This is a genomic window from Epilithonimonas xixisoli, from assembly GCF_004365655.1.
GTDB lineage: Bacteria > Bacteroidota > Bacteroidia > Flavobacteriales > Weeksellaceae > Epilithonimonas > Epilithonimonas xixisoli.
On the sequence record NZ_SOEO01000003.1, the window covers coordinates 241,023 to 258,262 of the forward strand.

Here is a 17,240-nt window from a genome sequence, read left to right on the forward strand (position 1 = left end):
ATTGGTTGTAAAGAACTTTGAATTACAAAGTAAATAAATATTTTTTAAACTTTCAAAATTATTTTCAAATTAATATGACTTTTTACCAAACTGATAACGCTCATTTTTTTGTTTATCTTTAGGATATAAATTTGTGAAAAATATTTAAGCGATGATCAATTACGTTACAGCAGAAGAGGCAGTTTCAATTATTAAAAGTGGCGACAGGATTTTCGGACACGGAAGTGCTTGTACGCCTAATATTTTGTATGATGAGTTGGCAAAACAATCTTCCAGGCTCAGCAATGTGGAGATGGTTTCCATCACGCAACAAGGTAATGTAGAAATTGCTAAACCTCAATATAAAGACAGTTTTTTCATCAATTCATTGTTTACTTCTACGCCGGTTCGTGAGGCTGTGAATGGTGAAAATGGAGATTATGTTCCGATTTTCCTGAGTGAGATTCCTGTGCTTTTCAAAAACGGAATTCTGCCAATTGATGTCGCTTTGATTACCGTTTCTCCGCCGGACGATCACGGTTATTGTACGCTTGGAACTTCTGTGGATGTTGCGAGAAGTGCGATTGATACTGCGAAAACAATCATTGCGGTTGTGAATCCAAAAATGCCTAGAACGCACGGCGACGGAATGATTCACATCAACCGAATCGAAAAGCTGGTTTGGAATGAGGAAGATCTTTTGACCATCGATTATGGCTCCAAAGTTGGCGCAGAAGAAATGCTGATAGGAAAGCACGTCGCAGAATTAATTGATGATAAAGCAACTTTACAAATGGGAATCGGAACCATTCCGGATGCGGTTTTGAAATGCCTTGGAAATCACAAAGACCTTGGCGTTCACACAGAAATGTTGAGCGATGGCGTGATTGATTTAATCCAAAATGACATCATTAATAATAAGTATAAAGGCACGCATACCAACAGAACAATTACAAGTTTTTGCTTCGGAACCAGAAAGTTATATGATTTTGTAGATGACAATCCTTCGATCGCGTTTATGGATGTTCAGCACGTGAATTTTCCTATTAACATTATGAAAAACAAAAAAATGCACGCGATAAATTCGGCTATCGAAATTGACATTACAGGTCAGGTTTGCGCAGATTCTATCGGGACTTACCAGTTCAGCGGAATCGGCGGACAAATGGATTTTATGCGAGGCGCCGCGTTGAGTGAAGGTGGAAAACCAATTATGGCACTTTCATCCAGAACCAAAAAAGGTGTTCCGAGAATTGTTCCTTTCCTCAAACAAGGCGCTGGCGTTGTAACAACGAGAGGTCATATTCATTACGTTGTGACGGAATTTGGAACGGCTTACTTGTACGGAAAAAATCTTCGTCAAAGAGCCAAAGCTTTGATTGATATTTCTCATCCTGATGACAGAGAAATGCTGGAGAGAGCGGCTTTTGAACGGTTTAAATAAAATTAAACAAACTTTTAATTTTTTCTCACTTTTGTTGTATATTTGATATAACACACAAGTATTTTTTAATTGAAATCAATTTATAACTTAATAAAAGAGGAAATTCGGAAGCAACCCAATATTCAGGAATCCATTTTGGGGAAAGCAAATCCGTGGAAAAGGAGTCATTATATCATTCTTTCTGAGATTATCAAAGAGGAACTTTCTAAAAAAGAAGAATTGCAGAATGAGAGAAAGTTTGAACTCGGAACCAGTATTTCTCATATCACTTTGCAACGTTTTTTTGAGAGTGATTATGATTATAAGACTCACAACGATCTGCGTTTTTTGAAAACGTTGGATAAGGTTTGTATTTTCCTGGGTTTCAAAGATCTAAGTGCTTTCGTGATGAATGTGAAGGATAAGAATCTTTATAACAAATCCGCATTCGAAAAGGAATTCACGACTGATATAGTTTACAAATATTGCCAGACAAATTTTGAGTTTTTCAAAGTTTTCCCCGAATTAAAGCTTGATATTTTCGATGATTTAATTTTTCCGGAAGCACCTTTCCGTGAGAGAATTAGAAATTACAGTTCACAACTTTGCGAGAGAAAATTGAAACTTGTTGTCAACAACAACCGATCCAATTTTGAGATTTTTGATTTGGATATTATTTCAGAAGAGCCTGAAAAAATCGTAGTGAAAACACAGGAGTTTTGGAATCTGGTGTTTGTGGTAGAGCACTCTGAGGAGGAATATATCGTGAATGAGCTTAATACCCAAATCTACTTCATCAAGAAAAAGAACAATGAATGGAAAATCTGGGACAATTACAATCCAAACTCTGGATTGCTTAATAATGAAATAGAAAAAAAGCCGTAAACAACGGCTTCATTTTTTCAATCTGTGCATTTATGTTTTTAGAATCCTGAATTTTTCTATAACAAATGTAACACTACAAATCCATAAAACTTAAACTTAAAAATACTTAAAACTACTTATTGTGTTTTCTTTATATATTTTCTGTTTTTATTAAATTAATAATTAACAAAAGATAATTATTTTAACAAATAATGCTTAAATTTAGTTAATTAGTGTAAAGTTAACATTTTTAATTAATGTAGTTTGCATTTTAAAACTAAAAACTAACAGATGTTAGTTTATTCCCAAAAAATTCTTATCTTGGCATCAACAGATATAAAAGTAAAAAGTAAAATGTCAACACTCACTTTTGCCGAGAAAATCGCACAAGCCGAGAATTTTCTCCCCATCAACGGAACAGATTATTTAGAGTTTTATGTAGGAAATGCCAAGCAGGCGGCCCATTTTTACAAAACCGCATTCGGTTTTCAGTCCGTAGCTTATGCTGGTCCGGAAACTGGCGTCAGAGATAGAGCGTCTTACGTTCTTCAGCAAGGAAAAATCAGATTGGTATTGACTTCGGGACTCAAGTCGGATTCTTCAATTTGTGAACATCAGAAAAAACACGGCGATGGTGTCAAGATTTTGGCACTTTGGGTAGATGATGCCGAGAAAGCCTTTGAAGAAACCACAAAACGTGGCGGGAAACCATATCTGGAGCCTCAAACTTTGACCGACGAATTCGGAGAAGTGAAGATGTCCGGAATCTACACTTATGGCGAAACAGTTCATATGTTCGTGGAACGTAAAAATTACAATGGAGCATTTATGCCAGGCTACGAACCTTGGAAAAGCGACTACAATCCGTCCGATGTTGGACTTCTGTACGTGGACCATTGCGTAGGAAATGTTGGCTGGGACAGGATGATTCCAACGGTTGAGTGGTACGAAAAAGTGATGGGATTTGTCAACATTCTTTCGTTTGACGACAAACAAATCAATACAGAATATTCCGCTTTAATGTCAAAAGTAATGTCCAACGGAAACGGATTTGCCAAGTTCCCAATCAATGAACCAGCCGAAGGTCAAAGAAAATCTCAGGTGGAGGAATATCTGGATTTCTACGAAGGCGAAGGCGTACAGCATATTGCCGTTGCGACAAAAGATATTGTCAAAACTGTTACAGAACTGAAAAGTCGTGGGATAGAATTCCTTTCGCCACCGCCAGAAGCCTATTACGAAATGATTCCGGATAGAGTGGGGAACATCGATGAAGACATTAAGAAACTTCAAAGTTTGGGAATTTTGGTGGATTGTGATGAGGAAGGTTATCTACTTCAAATTTTTACAAAACCAGTCGAAGACAGACCAACTTTGTTCTACGAAATCATCGAGAGACACGGCGCTCAGAGTTTCGGAGCCGGAAACTTCAAAGCCCTTTTCGAAGCCTTGGAAAAAGAACAGGAAAAACGTGGCAATTTATAAACCAAATCATTCACTATAGAATTAAAGCATTATTTTTAATGCTTTAATTTTTTGTCTAAATTCTAACATCTAAACTCTAACTTCTATATAATGAAATCATTCATAGAATATTCCTCAGATTCAGACTTTTCCATTCACAATATTCCGTTTGGTGTTTGTGTTTTTAACAAAGAATTTATTGCCTGCGCAACAAGAATTGGCGATATCGTCATCGATTTGGCAACCTTGTACGACCTTGGTTATTTTGAAGAAATCACCGAAATGGACGAAAATGTTTTCGAAGCCTACACCATCAACGAATTTATTGAACTTGGAAAACCTGTTACCAATAAAGTCAGAGAAAAAATCCAACAGCTTCTACTGGAAGATTCACTTCTTTCAAAAGACGAACGAACGATTACAGACTGCTTCTACAATCTCGACGAAATCCAAATGATGATGCCTTTGCACATCCCAAATTACACCGATTTTTACAGCAGTATCCAACACGCCACCAACGTCGGAATGATGTTCCGCGACCCAGCCAATGCACTTCTTCCAAACTGGAAACATTTGCCGGTTGGTTATCACGGTCGCGCGTCTTCCATTGTTTTATCAGGAATCGATATCATCAGACCTTGCGGACAAATCAAACCACCAGATGCAGACAAACCGATTTTCAGCGCGTCAAAACAACTCGATTTCGAATTGGAAATGGCTTTTGTGGTGAATAAAAATACAGATTTGGGCGATAGGATTTCTGTGGCTGAGGCAGAAGATGCGATTTTCGGAATGATGATTTTCAATGATTGGTCGGCAAGAGACATTCAAAGTTGGGAATATGTTCCGCTTGGTCCATTTTTAGGTAAGAATTTTGGCTCTTCTATTTCGCCTTGGATTGTAACTTTGGAAGCTTTGAAACCATTCAAAACAGAATCTCCAAAGCAAGAACCAGAAGTTTTAGATTATCTGAAATTTGAAGGAGATAAAAATTATGACATCAATCTCGAAGTTTATTTGAAACCAGAAAACTCCGAAGAAAATCTGATTTCGCAAAGCAATTACAAATTTATGTACTGGAATATGTTCCAGCAATTGGCGCATCATACCGTGAATGGTTGCAATGTGGAAGTTGGTGATGTTTATGCCAGCGGAACAATTTCTGGAGAAGATAAAAAATCGTACGGTTCGATGCTGGAATTGTCTTGGAAAGGCACAAAACCATTGCAACTCAAAAACGGAATCGAAAGAAAATTTATAGAAGACGGCGATACGATTACGATGAAAGCGTGGTCAGAAAAAGACGGCATCCGAGTTGGGTTTGGGGAAGTTTCTGGGAAGATTTTGCCGGCTATTTTACCAAAATAGACACAAAGGTTTTCACAAAGTTCACAAATTTTTTTTCTCCTTGTGGTCTTTGTGAAAAATCATTGTGAGCTTAGTGGTTAAAAATATTTTAAAGAAAAAAAATGAAAACAATCATCCCATCCGATATTTCAGCAGTTCAATTACAACAAGTAATGCAAACAGCGATTGCGCCGAGACCAATTGCTTTAGCAAGTACAATAAATGCAGAAGGAGAAATCAATCTTTCGCCTTTCAGTTTTTTCAATATGTTCAGCACGGTTCCACCGATTGTGATAATTTCGCCTTCCAGAAGAGTTCGTGATAATACGACCAAACATACTTTGGAAAATCTGAAAGAAGTTCCAGAATTGGTCATTGGAAATGTGAATTTCGAGATGGTTCAGCAGGTTTCCTTGGCGAGTACCGAATATGAAGATGGCGTGAATGAATTTATTAAATCAGGTTTAACAATGCAACCTGCAGACATTGTAAAACCACCTTTGATTGCAGAATCTCCCGTCAATTTCGAATGCAAAGTTCTTGAAATTAAAAGTTTAGGAGAACTTGGAGGCGCAGGAAATCTCGTGATTGCAGAAATTGTGAAAATTCATATCAATGAAAAATATCTGGATGAAGCCGGAAATCTAGACCAGAAACAATTGGATTTGGTAGCGAGATTGGGGAGTAATTTCTATTCCAGAAATAATGAAAACAATATCTTCGAAGTTCCTAAACCATTAGTGACGAAAGGAATCGGTTACGACAAGCTTCCTGACGAAATCAAACAAAGCGACATTTTTACAGGCAACGATTTGGGAATGTTGGCGAATGTGGAAATTTTACCAAATGGTCCTTTTTCATCAGAAAAAGATGTACATTTATTAGCTCAGAACTTTTTAAAAAACAATGAAATCGAAAATGCGTGGAATGTTTTAAAATCTGACTGATAGCCATTAAAAACTAAAAACCATCAATTAAACTATGAAAAAATCGGTGTATCAAACCATCATCAGCCTTCTGATTTTGGTAATTGTGATGTCGGTTTTTGCCGTTGTCAACATCCAGGTCAGTTTGACATATGAAACTGAGAATATGAAAGATTGCATTTCGCTGATTTCTGGGAGAAATCTTTGTCAGGAATTGTTAGTTTCGAAAATCATCATTGTGATTTGCCTGATTGTTGTTTCTGGAATGTTGAGTTTTAGGAGTAGGATTGTGAAAGATTAATTCTACTTTCTCTTTCAATTTTTGTGGGATTTTGGCGTGTGTCGAAGATGTCGACAATTTTTATTTGAAAATCATCGTCATTTATTGAATATATTATTTTGTAATTAGATTCGACAATATAATGGTAGTCAATGTTTTTATACATTAAAGAGAGTTCCTTTTGCCCAATTCTAGGATTGTTGATTAATCTATCAGGGGCTAAAAGAATTTTGGTAATGATTTTTTGAGCAACATTATAGCTTTTAGATTTTTCTTGATAATAAAGAAAAATTTCATCAATTTGTTGTTCAGAAAATTCTGACCAAACGATTTTATAAGCCATATTTAGAAAGAAGTTCTTCAGTTGTTTTGAATCTTCCATTTTCAAAATCATCCTCAGATTTTGCGATTCTTTCGTGAAGTTCTTCAACTGTAAAAGGTTTTAATTCTTTCTCAGACTGTTTGTTTTTTTTCAAAAGCTTCTCGAATTGAGAGATTAATTCCTCACTTTGAAGATTTAGAAAAGCTTGAACAAATTCTATTTTTCTCGTTTCGATATTCATTTTCAATATGTTTTAATCAAAATTACAAATTTATTTTTAAAGAAAATTATAACTATTAATTTATATTCTTTCGTGAGAGTTGTTGATTTTCAGCAATTTCAATTTTTTGAATCTCGTTATTATTATTTCCTTTAATATACGTAATTTTCACTTTTAATCCATCATAAAAAGTATTGGAATGATTTCCTCCAAAATGGTTGAATTCATATAAAGCATTGTCCAAATAATTAAATTGGATAGAATCAACATTAAATTTTTCGACAGTAGTTTTTCCACTTCTAGGATATGCGACTATTCTCTTAAAGTTTGAAATTTCTCCTTCAACTTTTTGAACTCTATCAGAATTAAGTAATTTAGTTAGTCTTTTCTCTGTATTGTCTTCTGAGAAAAACTTTAAATAAACGTAGCCTGAAAATGATATAATTACAAATGGACTTACTATGAATAAATAAAACTTTTTTTCAAAATCTGATTTTTTAAATTTAAGAATTGATAAAAAAAGGAAAAATGAAATGATAAAAATAACTAGCGAAACAGAACTAGAAGATGTGGAACTTGGAGAATCAAGTATTGACCAATAAGTGTAATATTTCATCAAATAAAGTTAATTATTTTTTCTAAATCACCGCATCTCCATCCGGCGAAACCACCTGAGCCCTGTAAAGCAAAGAGTAATACCCATTTTTCACAAGCAATTCCTGATGCGTTCCTTCTTCTACAATCAATCCGTGGTCCATCACGATGATTTTGTCTGCTTTTTCAATGGTCGAAAGTCGGTGCGCGATGAGAATTGATGTTCTGTTTTTCGTGATTTTTTCTGTCGCTCTTTGGATTAATTTTTCACTTTCGTGGTCGATGGATGAGGTCGCTTCATCAAGAATTAAAATTTTCGGGTCAGAAAGATAAGCTCTCAAAAATGACAACAATTGTCTCTGTCCAAGGGAAATGGAAGAGCCTCTTTCGCTCACCACATAATCATATCCGTTTGGTAAACTTTCAATAAATTCGTCAACGCCTATTTCTTTCGAAGCTTTTTTTACTTGTTCCAAAGTAATGCTTTCGTCGCCCAAAGTCAGGTTTTCAAAAATACTGCCGTGGAAAAGAAAAACGTCCTGAAGAACAACGCCGATATGACTTCGCAAATTATACAATTCATAATCCCGAATATCAACATCATCCAACATTATTTTTCCGGAATTAATATCATAAAGTCTGGTAATCAAACTGATAATCGTAGATTTTCCTGCGCCGGTTGCTCCAACGATTGCTACAGTTTCTCCAGAATTCACTTTGAAATCAATGCCTTTCAAAACCAATTGTTTCTCGTCATAAGCAAAATGAACATTCTGGAATTCAATCTTTCCATCGAAATGGTCTCGTGCAATTGTTCCGTTATTTGGCATCGCTTGGTCTTCATCCATCACGCCGAGAACCCTCTCCGCGCCTACAATTCCTCTCTGAATATTATTAAACCTATCCGCAATCTGTCTCAACGGACGAATCAGCATATTAATAAACTGAATAAAAGCAATGATTACACCGGGCGTAGATTTAATAAAACCACCATAAAATAGAATAAATCCAATAAAAAGTGAAGAAATCAATTCAACCACCGGAAAGAATAACGAAAAGATGAAAACCGTTCTCAACAAAGCTTTCTTCAATTCAATATTAATTTTATCAAACTTCGAAAACTCCGCTTCTTGTCGGTTGAAAACCTGAATCAAAGGCATTCCTGCCAAACGTTCCTGCACAAAACTGTTCTGGGTGGAAGTCCAACTTCTTTCCTGTCCAAAAGCCGTTTTCAGTTTTTTCTGAAAAATCCTTGTGATGACAACCATTATCGGAAGAATTGCCAAAGAAATCATACTCAGATGCGTGTCCACTTGGAACATCATAAAGAGGACAAAAGCGATTCTCAAAATGTCTCCAAAAACCATCAGAAATCCGTCTGTGTAAACTGTGGCAATCGTTTCTACATCGCCAACTGCTCTTGTTACGAGACTTCCAATCGGCGTTTTGTCAAAAAATGCAGTTCGGAAATAGATGAGTTTGTGATACAATCTTTCTCTAATGTCTCTAATCACATTCTGTGAAATGAAATTGGAGAAATAAACCAAGAAAAAGTTGAGAACCGTTTCCGAAACTACCAGCCCAATGAAGAGATAAATATGCTTCATCAAAGAACTTTTGTCGCGGAATTTGATGATGTCATTATCCACAATTTGCATCGAAAGATAGGGCCTGTAGGTGGAAATCATTGCCAAAACGATGGAGATAATCAATGTGAAAATAAACCAAGACCGGAATTTCATCCCAATCAGAAATAGTCGTTTTACAATGTCCCAGGTCGTTTGTTTCTTCATTTTTTTAGATTCCGAAGATTTTCCAGTGTTGAAAAAATCTTTGCAAAAATAAGGTTTTAAAAATTTAAATCTTAATTTGAAAACTTAAATATAAATTAAAACTCATAGCCAACATCCACCAAAAAAAGACCTTGCGCAGGTGCAGAGACGCCCGCTGAATTTCGGTATTTGTCTTCGATGATCTTTCGCAAGTCGTTTGGTTGTAATTTTTCAGTCCCGATTTCAACCATTGTTCCAACGATTGCTCTTACCATATTTCTCAGAAATCGATCTGCCGAAATTGTGAATTTCAATTGATTTTCAAACTGTTCCCATTCTGCTGTGTAGATTTTGCAAATGTTGGTTTTGTTGTCGGTGTGGAGTTTGGCAAAACTTGTGAAGTCATCATATTCGAAAAGGATTTTGCAGGCTTCGTTCATAGCATCGATGTTCAATGGTTTTTGACGCCAATATTGCCAGGAAGAATCTTTGGAAAATGGATCTTTTTCTAACGAAATATAATATTCATAGGTTCTGAAAGTCGCACTGAATCTCGCGTGCATATCGGCTGGAACTTCAAAAATTTGTTTGATGGAAATGTTTTCTGATAAAAAAGAATTGAGTTTATAGACCAAATTTTCATCCAGCTTTTGCTCAGTTTCAAAATGTGCAAACATCTTTTTGGCGTGCACGCCAGTGTCAGTTCTTCCTGCTCCCGTTGTTTTTATGGGCTCTCGCAGAATCATTGACAAGGCTTTTTCCAATTCCTCCTGCACAGAAATTTGGTTGGGCTGAATCTGATAACCAAAATATGCCGAACCGTTGTAAGAAAACTCTATAAAATATCTCATTTCGGCTGTAAATTTCCTGATTTTTTTTTAATTATAAAGAAAATCTTAATTCGTAATTTCGCATTTCCAAAATCATTAAAATGAAACGTCTGAACACCAACAAACTTTCCAATCCTGCAGAATTTATTAAGCTAATGGTCATCATTTTTGTTTTGGTTTCAGTTTTTCTATTCAGTCAAGGATCATCGCAAACGCAGATTGTTGTCAACGTCGTGGTTTTGCTGATCCTTTTTATTATTTTGCAATCGACATTTGTGATTTTGTACAAAAAGGGAATTAAGAGTTTGGCTTTTTGGCTTCTGATGATTTTATTATTAATGGGAATTTCGTTGGCTGTAGCAATCTGGTATTTTTCAAAATATGGAATTACTTTTCAGCTTTAATAATTAATCTAAATTCAAAATGAAACGTATTCTCCTGCTGTCAGACACACATTCTTACATCGATGATCGAATTCTCGATTATGCAAAAGACGCCGATGAAGTTTGGCATTGCGGCGATTTTGGGAATATGAAGGTGATTGAAGAATTAGAAAAAATAAAACCAATCCGTGGTGTTTACGGAAATATCGATGAAGCTAAAATCAGAACCATTTTCCCAGAAGTTTTGAGTTTCAAATGTGAAGAAGTGGATGTTTTGATGATTCATATCGGTGGTTATCCGGAACGATATTCTGCTTTGGCAAAGGAAGAAATTGTGAAAAAGAAACCGAAATTATTTATTTCTGGACACTCACATATCCTGAAAGCAATGTATGACAAAAGAAACAATTTGTTACATCTCAATCCAGGCGCTTGCGGAAAAGTCGGCTGGCACAAAGTGAGAACGATGATGCGATTCAACATTGATAAAGAAGAAATCAAAGATTTGGAAGTGATAGAATTGGGAAGCAAGTAGAGTGGGAGATTTTGAGCATTATAGATTAAAACAGATTATATAGAAAGTCCCAAAGGGCCGACAGATATTTAAGCATAAGAATTTATTCCTATGAAGTTTGAGAATTTTTAATCATTTATCAATCATCATTTATCAATTATAATTAAGAATGAAAATAGGAGACAAAGTTTCTGTCATAGATGACGATTTGAAAGGAATTATTTTGAAAATCATTGCCAATCAGGTGAAGATTGAGGACGAGCACGGTTTTACATATAATTTTTCAAAAGATCAATTAACAATTATTGATTCTGGTTTGTATGAGAATTCTCCTGTTATCAAAAAAAATGAAACCTCCAAAAACGTTTCCAAAAAGCACAACAAGAACCCATTAAAATTAGATCTTCATTTTCAATCTTTGGTTAGAAATCCGTCTGATTATGACGCATTCGAGAGATTAATGATTCAAAAGGAAAAACTATTGGAAACGATAGATTTTTGTCGGAAAAATCACATCAAAAACCTCGAAATCATCCACGGAATCGGCGACGGTGTTTTGCAGAAAATGGTCTATGATGTTTTGGAAGGCTTCTCGAATATCGAATACGACGAGCACGGATTTTTCTATCACGAATCTGGTAAAGTAGAAGTCAAATTTATTTAATTTTGCTTCGGCAGGAAACTTGACTCAAGATTATCAAATTAAAACAAAAAAAGCATAAAATGTTTACACTACAACAAATTCAAGATGCGCATTCCAACGTAGAAAGCGGAAAAGGATTTCCGCAATTTGCAAAAACAATCAGAGAATTGGGCGTTAGAAGTCTGGAAACTTTCGTGGAAGATGGTTCTACCAATTATTTAGGAAAAGATGATTACAAAGTTTCTGCGCCACTGCAATATGCGCCATTATTGATTTACGGCATTCCAAATCCGGAAAAATTCTTATCCGATTTACGAATTCATCAACAAGGCGGAACCGACTTCTTCCAGTTTTGTAAAGATTGCGCCGACAGCGGAATTTATAAATGGATAGTAGATCTCGATGCAAAAACCTGCACCTACTACACAGAAGACGGAACCAATATTTTCGAAGAACAAATCCCAATCTAATTGGGATTTTTTATTTTAAACATTTACAGAAAGTCTTTCATCTTTTTTCTATCATCTCCCAGTCTAATTGAGAGAAACATCCTCCGGCGCATTCGCCCAAAGCAGAAACTCGCCTCCCAGATTTTGCATAATATTTTTCCAAAGATTCTGGTCATTCGGAAGCGTGTAATCCAGATTATAGACATCCACAATCGTCCACAGTTTTCGTTGCAATTCACCTTCCAGTTGCAAGGCAGACCAGCCAGAATAGCCAGAAAAAACCTTGAGATCCGCCACGCTTATTTCTTGATTTACAACTGCAGAAATCACAGAATCAATATCTTCCGTAAGATAGAATTCGTGGTTGATTTCGATAAATTCTGGCGTTATTTTTTCGCCTTTTAGGATGAAGTAGATTCTTTCATTTTCCACTGGGCCACCCTCGTAGAGTTCCACCGGAAAGCCGAAAGCATTCATCAGTCGGGAGCTGATGTTTTGATTTTTTTTATTCAAGATGAGGCCAAAAGCGCCGTTCTCATTATGATCCACAATCAGAACAACCGAACGGGAAAATATATCGCCCGACACATCCGGCGTTGATATTAAAATTTTACCTTTGTAAGAGTAATTCATCTATCAAAGCTAAAAAAAATATTTTTTTTGAAAAAGAATTAAAGGAAAATTTAAGTTAAAATTACCAAAACTAAAACTATTTGGGCGCCTTTTTCCACCCACTGTTCCCTCCCGATTTCGCATCGGGATCCACTCAGGTCGAGGCGCGCTTCGCAAAAAAGAAATATTGTTTATCAAATCAACCTAAGTCATCATTTTAGAATTCAGAAACAAATGAATCAGTCAGAAAACCTCCACGATAAAAGAAAAATCTATGACAAGTCCCAACTCATAGAAACCGAAATCAAGGAAAATCCAATCGAGCAATTCCGGAACTGGTTTCTGGACGCCGAAGAAAATCCCCAAGTGTCCGAAGCCAACGCAATGGCAATCTCAACAGTTGAAGATGACGGCTGTCCCAGAACAAGAATGGTTTTGCTAAAATCCTATAATTGGGAAGGTTTTATTTTTTATACCAATTACGAAAGCCGAAAAGGAAAATCATTGGAGAAAACCCAGAAAGCTTGTCTGCATTTTTTCTGGCCAAGTCTGGAACGCCAAATTATCATCAAAGCCAATGTGGAAAGGATTGCGGAAAATCTTAGCGATGGTTATTTCCACTCTCGACCGAAAGGAAGCCAGTTGGGTGCAATGGTTTCACCGCAAAGTCAGGAAATCCCCGATCGCAGTTTCCTCGAAAATAAACTGAAAGATTTGGAATCCGAATTCGAAAACAAAGAAATCCCAAGACCGAAAAATTGGGGTGGCTACATCGCAAAACCTTACGAAATCGAATTTTGGCAAGGCAGACCCAATCGTCTTCACGACAGAATTATTTACACTTTGACCGCGGATTTTGATTGGAAAATATCCAGATTGGCGCCGTAAGATTAACATTTTTTATAAAATCCTTAACTTATATTTTGGTTTGTTTTCTCGTTCTTTGTTTTATTAACCATTATAAACAAAATTAATTATGAAAAATCTACTTAAAATCGCAAGTGTTCTTTCGCTTGGTATTTTGCTGTCTTTCAGTTTTTTAAAAGAGAAAAAAGTTGTGGTCATAGACGCAGGTCACGGCGGAACAGATTTGGGAGCGAACCGACACGGGATTTATGAAAAAGAAATAGTCCTCAATATCGCCAAGAAAATCAAAGCATTAAACCAAAATAAAAATATCGAAATCATCCTGACAAGAGACGATGACAGTTACCCGTCATTGACGGATAGAACAGGTAAAATCAATGAATTGAAACCGGACTATGCTATTTCTTTGCACGTTAACAATTCAATCAAAGAAACGGTAGAGAGAAGCGGAATGGAAGTTTACTCGCAAGAAAATGAGGCTTCGAAAAAATTGGCAAGTAAATTTTCTGAAAAGTTCCAAAATACGGTGCAAAAAACAGCAAATCTGCATATTTTAAGAGAATCTAAAACGCCAACCATTTTGCTGGATCTGGGATTCATCAACAATCCTAATGAGAGAAGCTATCTTGCCAGCGAAAAAGGACAAACTGAAACGGCTGAGAAAATCCTAAGTTTCATCAATGAAAACTAATTGAATTTTAAAGTTCAATCAATAAAAAATCCAGCATCTGCTGGATTTTGTTTTTTATAAAGAAGGATTGAAAGACTCACTCCATTTTTCTACCATTTCTGAAAAACGTGTATTTTCAAAAGTCTTATTTCTGATTTTGGAAACTGAATGGACACCTTTTTCGTCAGAAATTCTCAGGATTTCTTCTGCCTTTTGAGATTCGAATGCGATGATTTCTGCTTCTTCTATTTCAGCCAGTTTGTTTTTATGGATGAAAGTGACAAAGTTTTCCATCAGTGGCGAGATGTACGCGCCTTCCGTCTGTTTCGGGATTTTGATCACGTTGTCTTGCAGGAACAAAAGATTTCCGAAGATACTTCTTGCAATCTTCTTGTTTGGATTGAGGAGAATCACATCGTCCAAATCATTTTCTCTCGCATAGATTTGCGCATAGATATTTTCCGGAGAATGCACGCGGATATTACTCAAAAGATTAGCATTCACATTGATTTCCTTAATCAAATCCAGCTCCACATTTCCTTGGATTTTAAGAATATCTTCCATCTCATCCACTTCGAAAAAGAACGCTGTTTCGGATTTTGACAAAGCCTTCTCATCTTGGATTCTGTAAGTCATTAGTTGGATAATTCCGTTCAGAATACCTTGGTCCAAGACTTCTTTTTGAAACAAATCCTGGAAAAATTCTAAAGTATAAGTCAACGGAATGTTTAATCTCATTTTCCTCATCGAAGCCATTAGGAAAAAATAAGATTCCTCAGCCATTATGATTTGACCGTTTCTTATAAAAAATGAAACCCAAACCGAATCTCCAAATAGGAATGAACGGTTCAGTAGTTGTAAATTGTCTTGTGTGTAAACTATCTTCTGCATTGTGGTATTTAAAAAAATAATGAACGATCAAAAATCGTTCATCCATTTGTTTTAAGCGGCGCCTAATTTTATCTGTAGATTTTCTATCAAGTTTTCCCAATAGAGTTGGTTTTCTTCTTCATCGCCATCCTCGCAGAAGTCGGTGATGTTCAGAGAAAGGTCGTCTGTAATTTCATCAATCACGATAGAAAGTTCGAAGAAATATTTGGTTCCTTCGTCCTCTTCCCAACGGAATCTTACAAAACTTTCCGGCTTATAACGTATCAGTGTAGCCCTTTCAGCAGGACCACCGCCCCAGCTAAAAAAGAAATCGTCACCACGCTCTACAACGTCGTCTGCAAACCATTCTGATAATCCTTCTGCACTTGCCAAATACTCATACAAAATCTCCGAGAGACAATGCATATTGTATTCATACTGCACTTTCGTTTTCGCCATATTCTAATTCTAATTGTGGCGCAATATATAAATTAATTTCTTATTTCCAAATCAAAATGTCTATGGAAATACAAAATTTTTATAGAAATAATGTATGATTTTTATTAGCCGATTTGATACAGATGATTAATACTAATTTTTAGAATAATTGCGATCGCTTTTGAAGCTGGGTTTTATTTTTTATGGCAGCTATTCCGTCTTCCGTTCCCAATCTTTTTGCCCACGCTTTTCCAGCCACAAAAAAGGATTTCCACTCAAGCCGGGCTGCAGATTCAATATAAAATAAGATTTGTCGTTTCAAAAAGCGGCGAAGCTGCGTAATGTTGGTAGGAAATTAAGCTAATCATCAAAGTAGGTGCGAAGCACTGAAATGCTGGTTTCTTAATCTTATTCAAATATTTATTCCACTTCATTCAAAGCTTCTAAAATAATCGCGCAACCTTTCCGGATTTCATCTTCCGAGATGGTCAAAGGCGGGGAGATTCTCATATATTCATTTCGATAAAGTTGCCAAAACACAATCAATCCTTTTTCCATACATCTGGAAGCGACTTTCAAAGTATATTCTGGATTTCCAAGATTTACAGCCAACATCAAACCTTTTCCGTTCACATTTTTGATTTTTGGATGAACGAGCAATTCTCGGAAGAGTTTTTCTTTTTTATCAGTTTCCTCCATCAATCCACTTTCCAAAACTTCTTTCAACGTTGCAAGAGAAGCGGCAGCAATCAACGGATTTCCACCAAAAGTCGTAATGTGTCCCAACTTCGGCGAATGTGAAAGGCTGGTCATAATTTCTCTGGAACTCATAAAAGCACCCACCGGAACGCCGCCGCCCATTCCTTTTCCCATTACAAGAATATCGGGAACAATCCCAAAATGTTCGAACGCAAATAATTTTCCTGTACGTCCAAAACCCGGCTGAATCTCATCAAGAATCAACAAAGCACCAACTTCCTCACAACGCTTTTTCAGCTGAATAAAGTAATTGTCTTTTGGCATGATAAATCCTGCCGCACCTTGGATGGTTTCTACAATCACACAAGCCGTTTTCTCTGTGATTTTATCAAAATCATTCTCGTTATTGAACTCGATGAAATTGACCATTGGCAACAACGGACGGAATTCTCGTTTGTGAACTTCGTTTCCTGCAACCGAAAGTGCGCCGTGCGTGTTCCCGTGATAAGCTTCTTTGAACGCGATGATTTCTTCTCTTCCCGTGTAACGCTTTGCCAATTTCAAACTTCCGTCAATAGCTTCTGCACCGGAGTTTACGAGATAGGTCACTTCCAAAGGTTCTGGTGTGGATTGTGCCAAAAGTCTGCAAAGCTCAACCGGTTTTTCCTGTGCGTATTCGCCATAAACCATCACGTGAAGGTATTTGTCTGCTTGTTCTTTGATAGCGTTCACAACCTTGGGATGCGAATGTCCCAAAGTATTTGCAGAAACGCCGGCTACAAAGTCGAGATAAGCTTTTCCGTTTTTTCCGTAGATGTAGCTTCCTTCTGCTTTTTCTACTTCGAAACCTGCAGCGTACGGAGTTGTTTGGGCTTGGTATTGAAAGAAATCTTGTTTCATTTTTTTTAATAGATGTTAGAAATTAGATTTTAGAAATGGGATTTTGCATCCATTGATTTTCAGTAAGAAATGCTCTTCTTAATTCATTACAAAGTTCCGAAATTTTGAAGTTATGTTCTTTGAAATGACAAATGTTTCACCTCTGCGAAGCGCGCCCCGACTTGAACGTAGCTC

The 17,240-nt window shown here is 36.4% G+C and carries 21 protein-coding genes; 12 read left to right on the forward strand and 9 right to left on the reverse strand.

The window, feature by feature from the left end:
* The first annotated feature begins 151 nt into the window (after nucleotides 1-151).
* The 6 genes from B0I22_RS13120 (at nucleotide 152) to B0I22_RS13145 (ending at nucleotide 6,304) form a co-directional block, all read left to right on the forward strand.
* Complete coding sequence (locus tag B0I22_RS13120; protein WP_133945616.1) at nucleotides 152-1,423, forward strand: acetyl-CoA hydrolase/transferase family protein; 1,272 nt, start codon at nucleotides 152-154, stop codon at nucleotides 1,421-1,423.
* Between the two features lie 69 nt (nucleotides 1,424-1,492).
* A complete protein-coding gene (locus tag B0I22_RS13125) occupies nucleotides 1,493-2,287 on the forward strand; it encodes a hypothetical protein (protein WP_133945618.1) in 795 nt (264 codons plus the stop codon).
* A 333-nt stretch (nucleotides 2,288-2,620) separates the two neighbouring features.
* The gene (hppD, locus tag B0I22_RS13130; RefSeq protein WP_133945620.1) at nucleotides 2,621-3,751 is read left to right on the forward strand and encodes a 4-hydroxyphenylpyruvate dioxygenase; all 1,131 of its coding nucleotides are present in this window, start codon (nucleotides 2,621-2,623) and stop codon (nucleotides 3,749-3,751) included.
* Nucleotides 3,752-3,841: 90 nt separating this feature from the next.
* A complete protein-coding gene (gene fahA / locus B0I22_RS13135) occupies nucleotides 3,842-5,098 on the forward strand; it encodes a fumarylacetoacetase (protein WP_133945622.1) in 1,257 nt (418 codons plus the stop codon).
* Between the two features lie 101 nt (nucleotides 5,099-5,199).
* Nucleotides 5,200-6,024 (forward strand): flavin reductase family protein, encoded by an 825-nt coding sequence (locus B0I22_RS13140; protein WP_133945624.1) that lies wholly within the window; start codon nucleotides 5,200-5,202, stop codon nucleotides 6,022-6,024.
* A 34-nt stretch (nucleotides 6,025-6,058) separates the two neighbouring features.
* A complete protein-coding gene (locus B0I22_RS13145) occupies nucleotides 6,059-6,304 on the forward strand; it encodes a hypothetical protein (protein WP_133945626.1) in 246 nt (81 codons plus the stop codon).
* Here B0I22_RS13145 and B0I22_RS13150 read toward each other — a convergent pair.
* The 5 genes from B0I22_RS13150 to truA all read right to left on the reverse strand — a co-directional run bounded on the left by B0I22_RS13150 (nucleotide 6,279) and on the right by truA (nucleotide 10,042).
* Nucleotides 6,279-6,626 carry a type II toxin-antitoxin system RelE/ParE family toxin gene (locus B0I22_RS13150; RefSeq protein ID WP_133945627.1) on the reverse strand — a complete coding sequence of 116 codons (348 nt, stop codon included), beginning with the start codon at nucleotides 6,624-6,626 and terminating at the stop codon, nucleotides 6,279-6,281. The two genes, B0I22_RS13145 and B0I22_RS13150, sit on opposite strands and share 26 nt — an antisense overlap.
* Nucleotides 6,616-6,846, reverse strand: coding sequence for a hypothetical protein (locus tag B0I22_RS13155; RefSeq protein WP_133945629.1), 231 nt, complete (start codon nucleotides 6,844-6,846; stop codon nucleotides 6,616-6,618). Before B0I22_RS13155 ends, B0I22_RS13150 begins: the two co-directional genes overlap by 11 nt.
* A gap of 55 nt (nucleotides 6,847-6,901) precedes the next feature.
* Nucleotides 6,902-7,441, reverse strand: a complete 540-nt coding sequence (locus tag B0I22_RS13160; protein WP_133945631.1) for a hypothetical protein — start codon at nucleotides 7,439-7,441, stop codon at nucleotides 6,902-6,904.
* A 22-nt stretch (nucleotides 7,442-7,463) separates the two neighbouring features.
* On the reverse strand, nucleotides 7,464-9,212 hold the full coding sequence (locus B0I22_RS13165) for an ABC transporter ATP-binding protein (protein ID WP_133945633.1): 1,749 nt from the start codon (nucleotides 9,210-9,212) through the stop codon (nucleotides 7,464-7,466).
* 95 nt (nucleotides 9,213-9,307) lie between these two features.
* Entirely contained in the window at nucleotides 9,308-10,042 is a 735-nt protein-coding gene (gene truA / locus B0I22_RS13170) for a tRNA pseudouridine(38-40) synthase TruA (protein ID WP_133945635.1), read from the reverse strand.
* A gap of 80 nt (nucleotides 10,043-10,122) precedes the next feature.
* Here truA and B0I22_RS13175 point away from each other — a divergent pair, with 80 nt between their 5' ends.
* The 4 genes from B0I22_RS13175 (at nucleotide 10,123) to B0I22_RS13190 (ending at nucleotide 12,031) form a co-directional block, all read left to right on the forward strand.
* Nucleotides 10,123-10,425, forward strand: coding sequence for a hypothetical protein (locus tag B0I22_RS13175; RefSeq protein WP_133945637.1), 303 nt, complete (start codon nucleotides 10,123-10,125; stop codon nucleotides 10,423-10,425).
* 19 nt (nucleotides 10,426-10,444) lie between these two features.
* Nucleotides 10,445-10,939, forward strand: a complete 495-nt coding sequence (locus B0I22_RS13180; RefSeq protein WP_133945639.1) for a metallophosphoesterase family protein — start codon at nucleotides 10,445-10,447, stop codon at nucleotides 10,937-10,939.
* Nucleotides 10,940-11,087: 148 nt separating this feature from the next.
* Complete coding sequence (locus B0I22_RS13185) at nucleotides 11,088-11,582, forward strand: Smr/MutS family protein (RefSeq protein WP_133945640.1); 495 nt, start codon at nucleotides 11,088-11,090, stop codon at nucleotides 11,580-11,582.
* 59 nt (nucleotides 11,583-11,641) lie between these two features.
* Nucleotides 11,642-12,031, forward strand: coding sequence for a DUF1398 domain-containing protein (locus B0I22_RS13190; RefSeq protein WP_133945641.1), 390 nt, complete (start codon nucleotides 11,642-11,644; stop codon nucleotides 12,029-12,031).
* A 63-nt stretch (nucleotides 12,032-12,094) separates the two neighbouring features.
* Here B0I22_RS13190 and B0I22_RS13195 read toward each other — a convergent pair whose 3' ends face one another.
* Nucleotides 12,095-12,643 carry a YqgE/AlgH family protein gene (locus B0I22_RS13195; RefSeq protein WP_133945642.1) on the reverse strand — a complete coding sequence of 183 codons (549 nt, stop codon included), beginning with the start codon at nucleotides 12,641-12,643 and terminating at the stop codon, nucleotides 12,095-12,097.
* Nucleotides 12,644-12,856: 213 nt separating this feature from the next.
* Here B0I22_RS13195 and pdxH point away from each other — a divergent pair, with 213 nt between their 5' ends.
* Both pdxH and B0I22_RS13205 read left to right on the forward strand, forming a co-directional pair.
* Entirely contained in the window at nucleotides 12,857-13,510 is a 654-nt protein-coding gene (gene pdxH / locus B0I22_RS13200; protein WP_133945644.1) for a pyridoxamine 5'-phosphate oxidase, read from the forward strand.
* Nucleotides 13,511-13,598: 88 nt separating this feature from the next.
* Nucleotides 13,599-14,180 carry an N-acetylmuramoyl-L-alanine amidase family protein gene (locus tag B0I22_RS13205; protein WP_133945645.1) on the forward strand — a complete coding sequence of 194 codons (582 nt, stop codon included), beginning with the start codon at nucleotides 13,599-13,601 and terminating at the stop codon, nucleotides 14,178-14,180.
* A gap of 54 nt (nucleotides 14,181-14,234) precedes the next feature.
* On the opposite strand, the gene B0I22_RS13210 is transcribed toward B0I22_RS13205, so the two are convergent.
* From B0I22_RS13210 to B0I22_RS13220, 3 genes are all read right to left on the reverse strand, one after another.
* Nucleotides 14,235-15,050 (reverse strand): aminotransferase class IV, encoded by an 816-nt coding sequence (locus tag B0I22_RS13210; RefSeq protein WP_133945646.1) that lies wholly within the window; start codon nucleotides 15,048-15,050, stop codon nucleotides 14,235-14,237.
* Between the two features lie 51 nt (nucleotides 15,051-15,101).
* Nucleotides 15,102-15,488: an START-like domain-containing protein gene (locus B0I22_RS13215; protein ID WP_133945647.1), complete on the reverse strand. Its 387-nt coding sequence runs from the start codon at nucleotides 15,486-15,488 to the stop codon at nucleotides 15,102-15,104.
* Nucleotides 15,489-15,887: 399 nt separating this feature from the next.
* Nucleotides 15,888-17,066 carry an aspartate aminotransferase family protein gene (locus B0I22_RS13220; protein WP_133945648.1) on the reverse strand — a complete coding sequence of 393 codons (1,179 nt, stop codon included), beginning with the start codon at nucleotides 17,064-17,066 and terminating at the stop codon, nucleotides 15,888-15,890.
* Nucleotides 17,067-17,240: the final 174 nt, after the last annotated feature.

Bases quoted from the DNA above. Each gene is read 5' to 3' on its own strand.
- B0I22_RS13120 (WP_133945616.1), top strand. From the start codon at position 152: ATGATCAATTACGTTACAGCAGAAGAGGCAGTTTCAATTATTAAAAGT.
- hppD (WP_133945620.1), top strand. From the start codon at position 2,621: ATGTCAACACTCACTTTTGCCGAGAAAATCGCACAAGCCGAGAATTTT.
- fahA (WP_133945622.1), top strand. From the start codon at position 3,842: ATGAAATCATTCATAGAATATTCCTCAGATTCAGACTTTTCCATTCAC.
- B0I22_RS13140 (WP_133945624.1), top strand. From the start codon at position 5,200: ATGAAAACAATCATCCCATCCGATATTTCAGCAGTTCAATTACAACAA.
- B0I22_RS13145 (WP_133945626.1), top strand. From the start codon at position 6,059: ATGAAAAAATCGGTGTATCAAACCATCATCAGCCTTCTGATTTTGGTA.
- B0I22_RS13150 (WP_133945627.1), bottom strand. From the start codon at position 6,626: ATGGCTTATAAAATCGTTTGGTCAGAATTTTCTGAACAACAAATTGAT.
- B0I22_RS13155 (WP_133945629.1), bottom strand. From the start codon at position 6,846: ATGAATATCGAAACGAGAAAAATAGAATTTGTTCAAGCTTTTCTAAAT.
- B0I22_RS13160 (WP_133945631.1), bottom strand. From the start codon at position 7,441: ATGAAATATTACACTTATTGGTCAATACTTGATTCTCCAAGTTCCACA.
- B0I22_RS13165 (WP_133945633.1), bottom strand. From the start codon at position 9,212: ATGAAGAAACAAACGACCTGGGACATTGTAAAACGACTATTTCTGATT.
- truA (WP_133945635.1), bottom strand. From the start codon at position 10,042: ATGAGATATTTTATAGAGTTTTCTTACAACGGTTCGGCATATTTTGGT.
- B0I22_RS13175 (WP_133945637.1), top strand. From the start codon at position 10,123: ATGAAACGTCTGAACACCAACAAACTTTCCAATCCTGCAGAATTTATT.
- B0I22_RS13180 (WP_133945639.1), top strand. From the start codon at position 10,445: ATGAAACGTATTCTCCTGCTGTCAGACACACATTCTTACATCGATGAT.
- B0I22_RS13185 (WP_133945640.1), top strand. From the start codon at position 11,088: ATGAAAATAGGAGACAAAGTTTCTGTCATAGATGACGATTTGAAAGGA.
- B0I22_RS13190 (WP_133945641.1), top strand. From the start codon at position 11,642: ATGTTTACACTACAACAAATTCAAGATGCGCATTCCAACGTAGAAAGC.
- B0I22_RS13195 (WP_133945642.1), bottom strand. From the start codon at position 12,643: ATGAATTACTCTTACAAAGGTAAAATTTTAATATCAACGCCGGATGTG.
- pdxH (WP_133945644.1), top strand. From the start codon at position 12,857: ATGAATCAGTCAGAAAACCTCCACGATAAAAGAAAAATCTATGACAAG.
- B0I22_RS13205 (WP_133945645.1), top strand. From the start codon at position 13,599: ATGAAAAATCTACTTAAAATCGCAAGTGTTCTTTCGCTTGGTATTTTG.
- B0I22_RS13210 (WP_133945646.1), bottom strand. From the start codon at position 15,050: ATGCAGAAGATAGTTTACACACAAGACAATTTACAACTACTGAACCGT.
- B0I22_RS13215 (WP_133945647.1), bottom strand. From the start codon at position 15,488: ATGGCGAAAACGAAAGTGCAGTATGAATACAATATGCATTGTCTCTCG.
- B0I22_RS13220 (WP_133945648.1), bottom strand. From the start codon at position 17,066: ATGAAACAAGATTTCTTTCAATACCAAGCCCAAACAACTCCGTACGCT.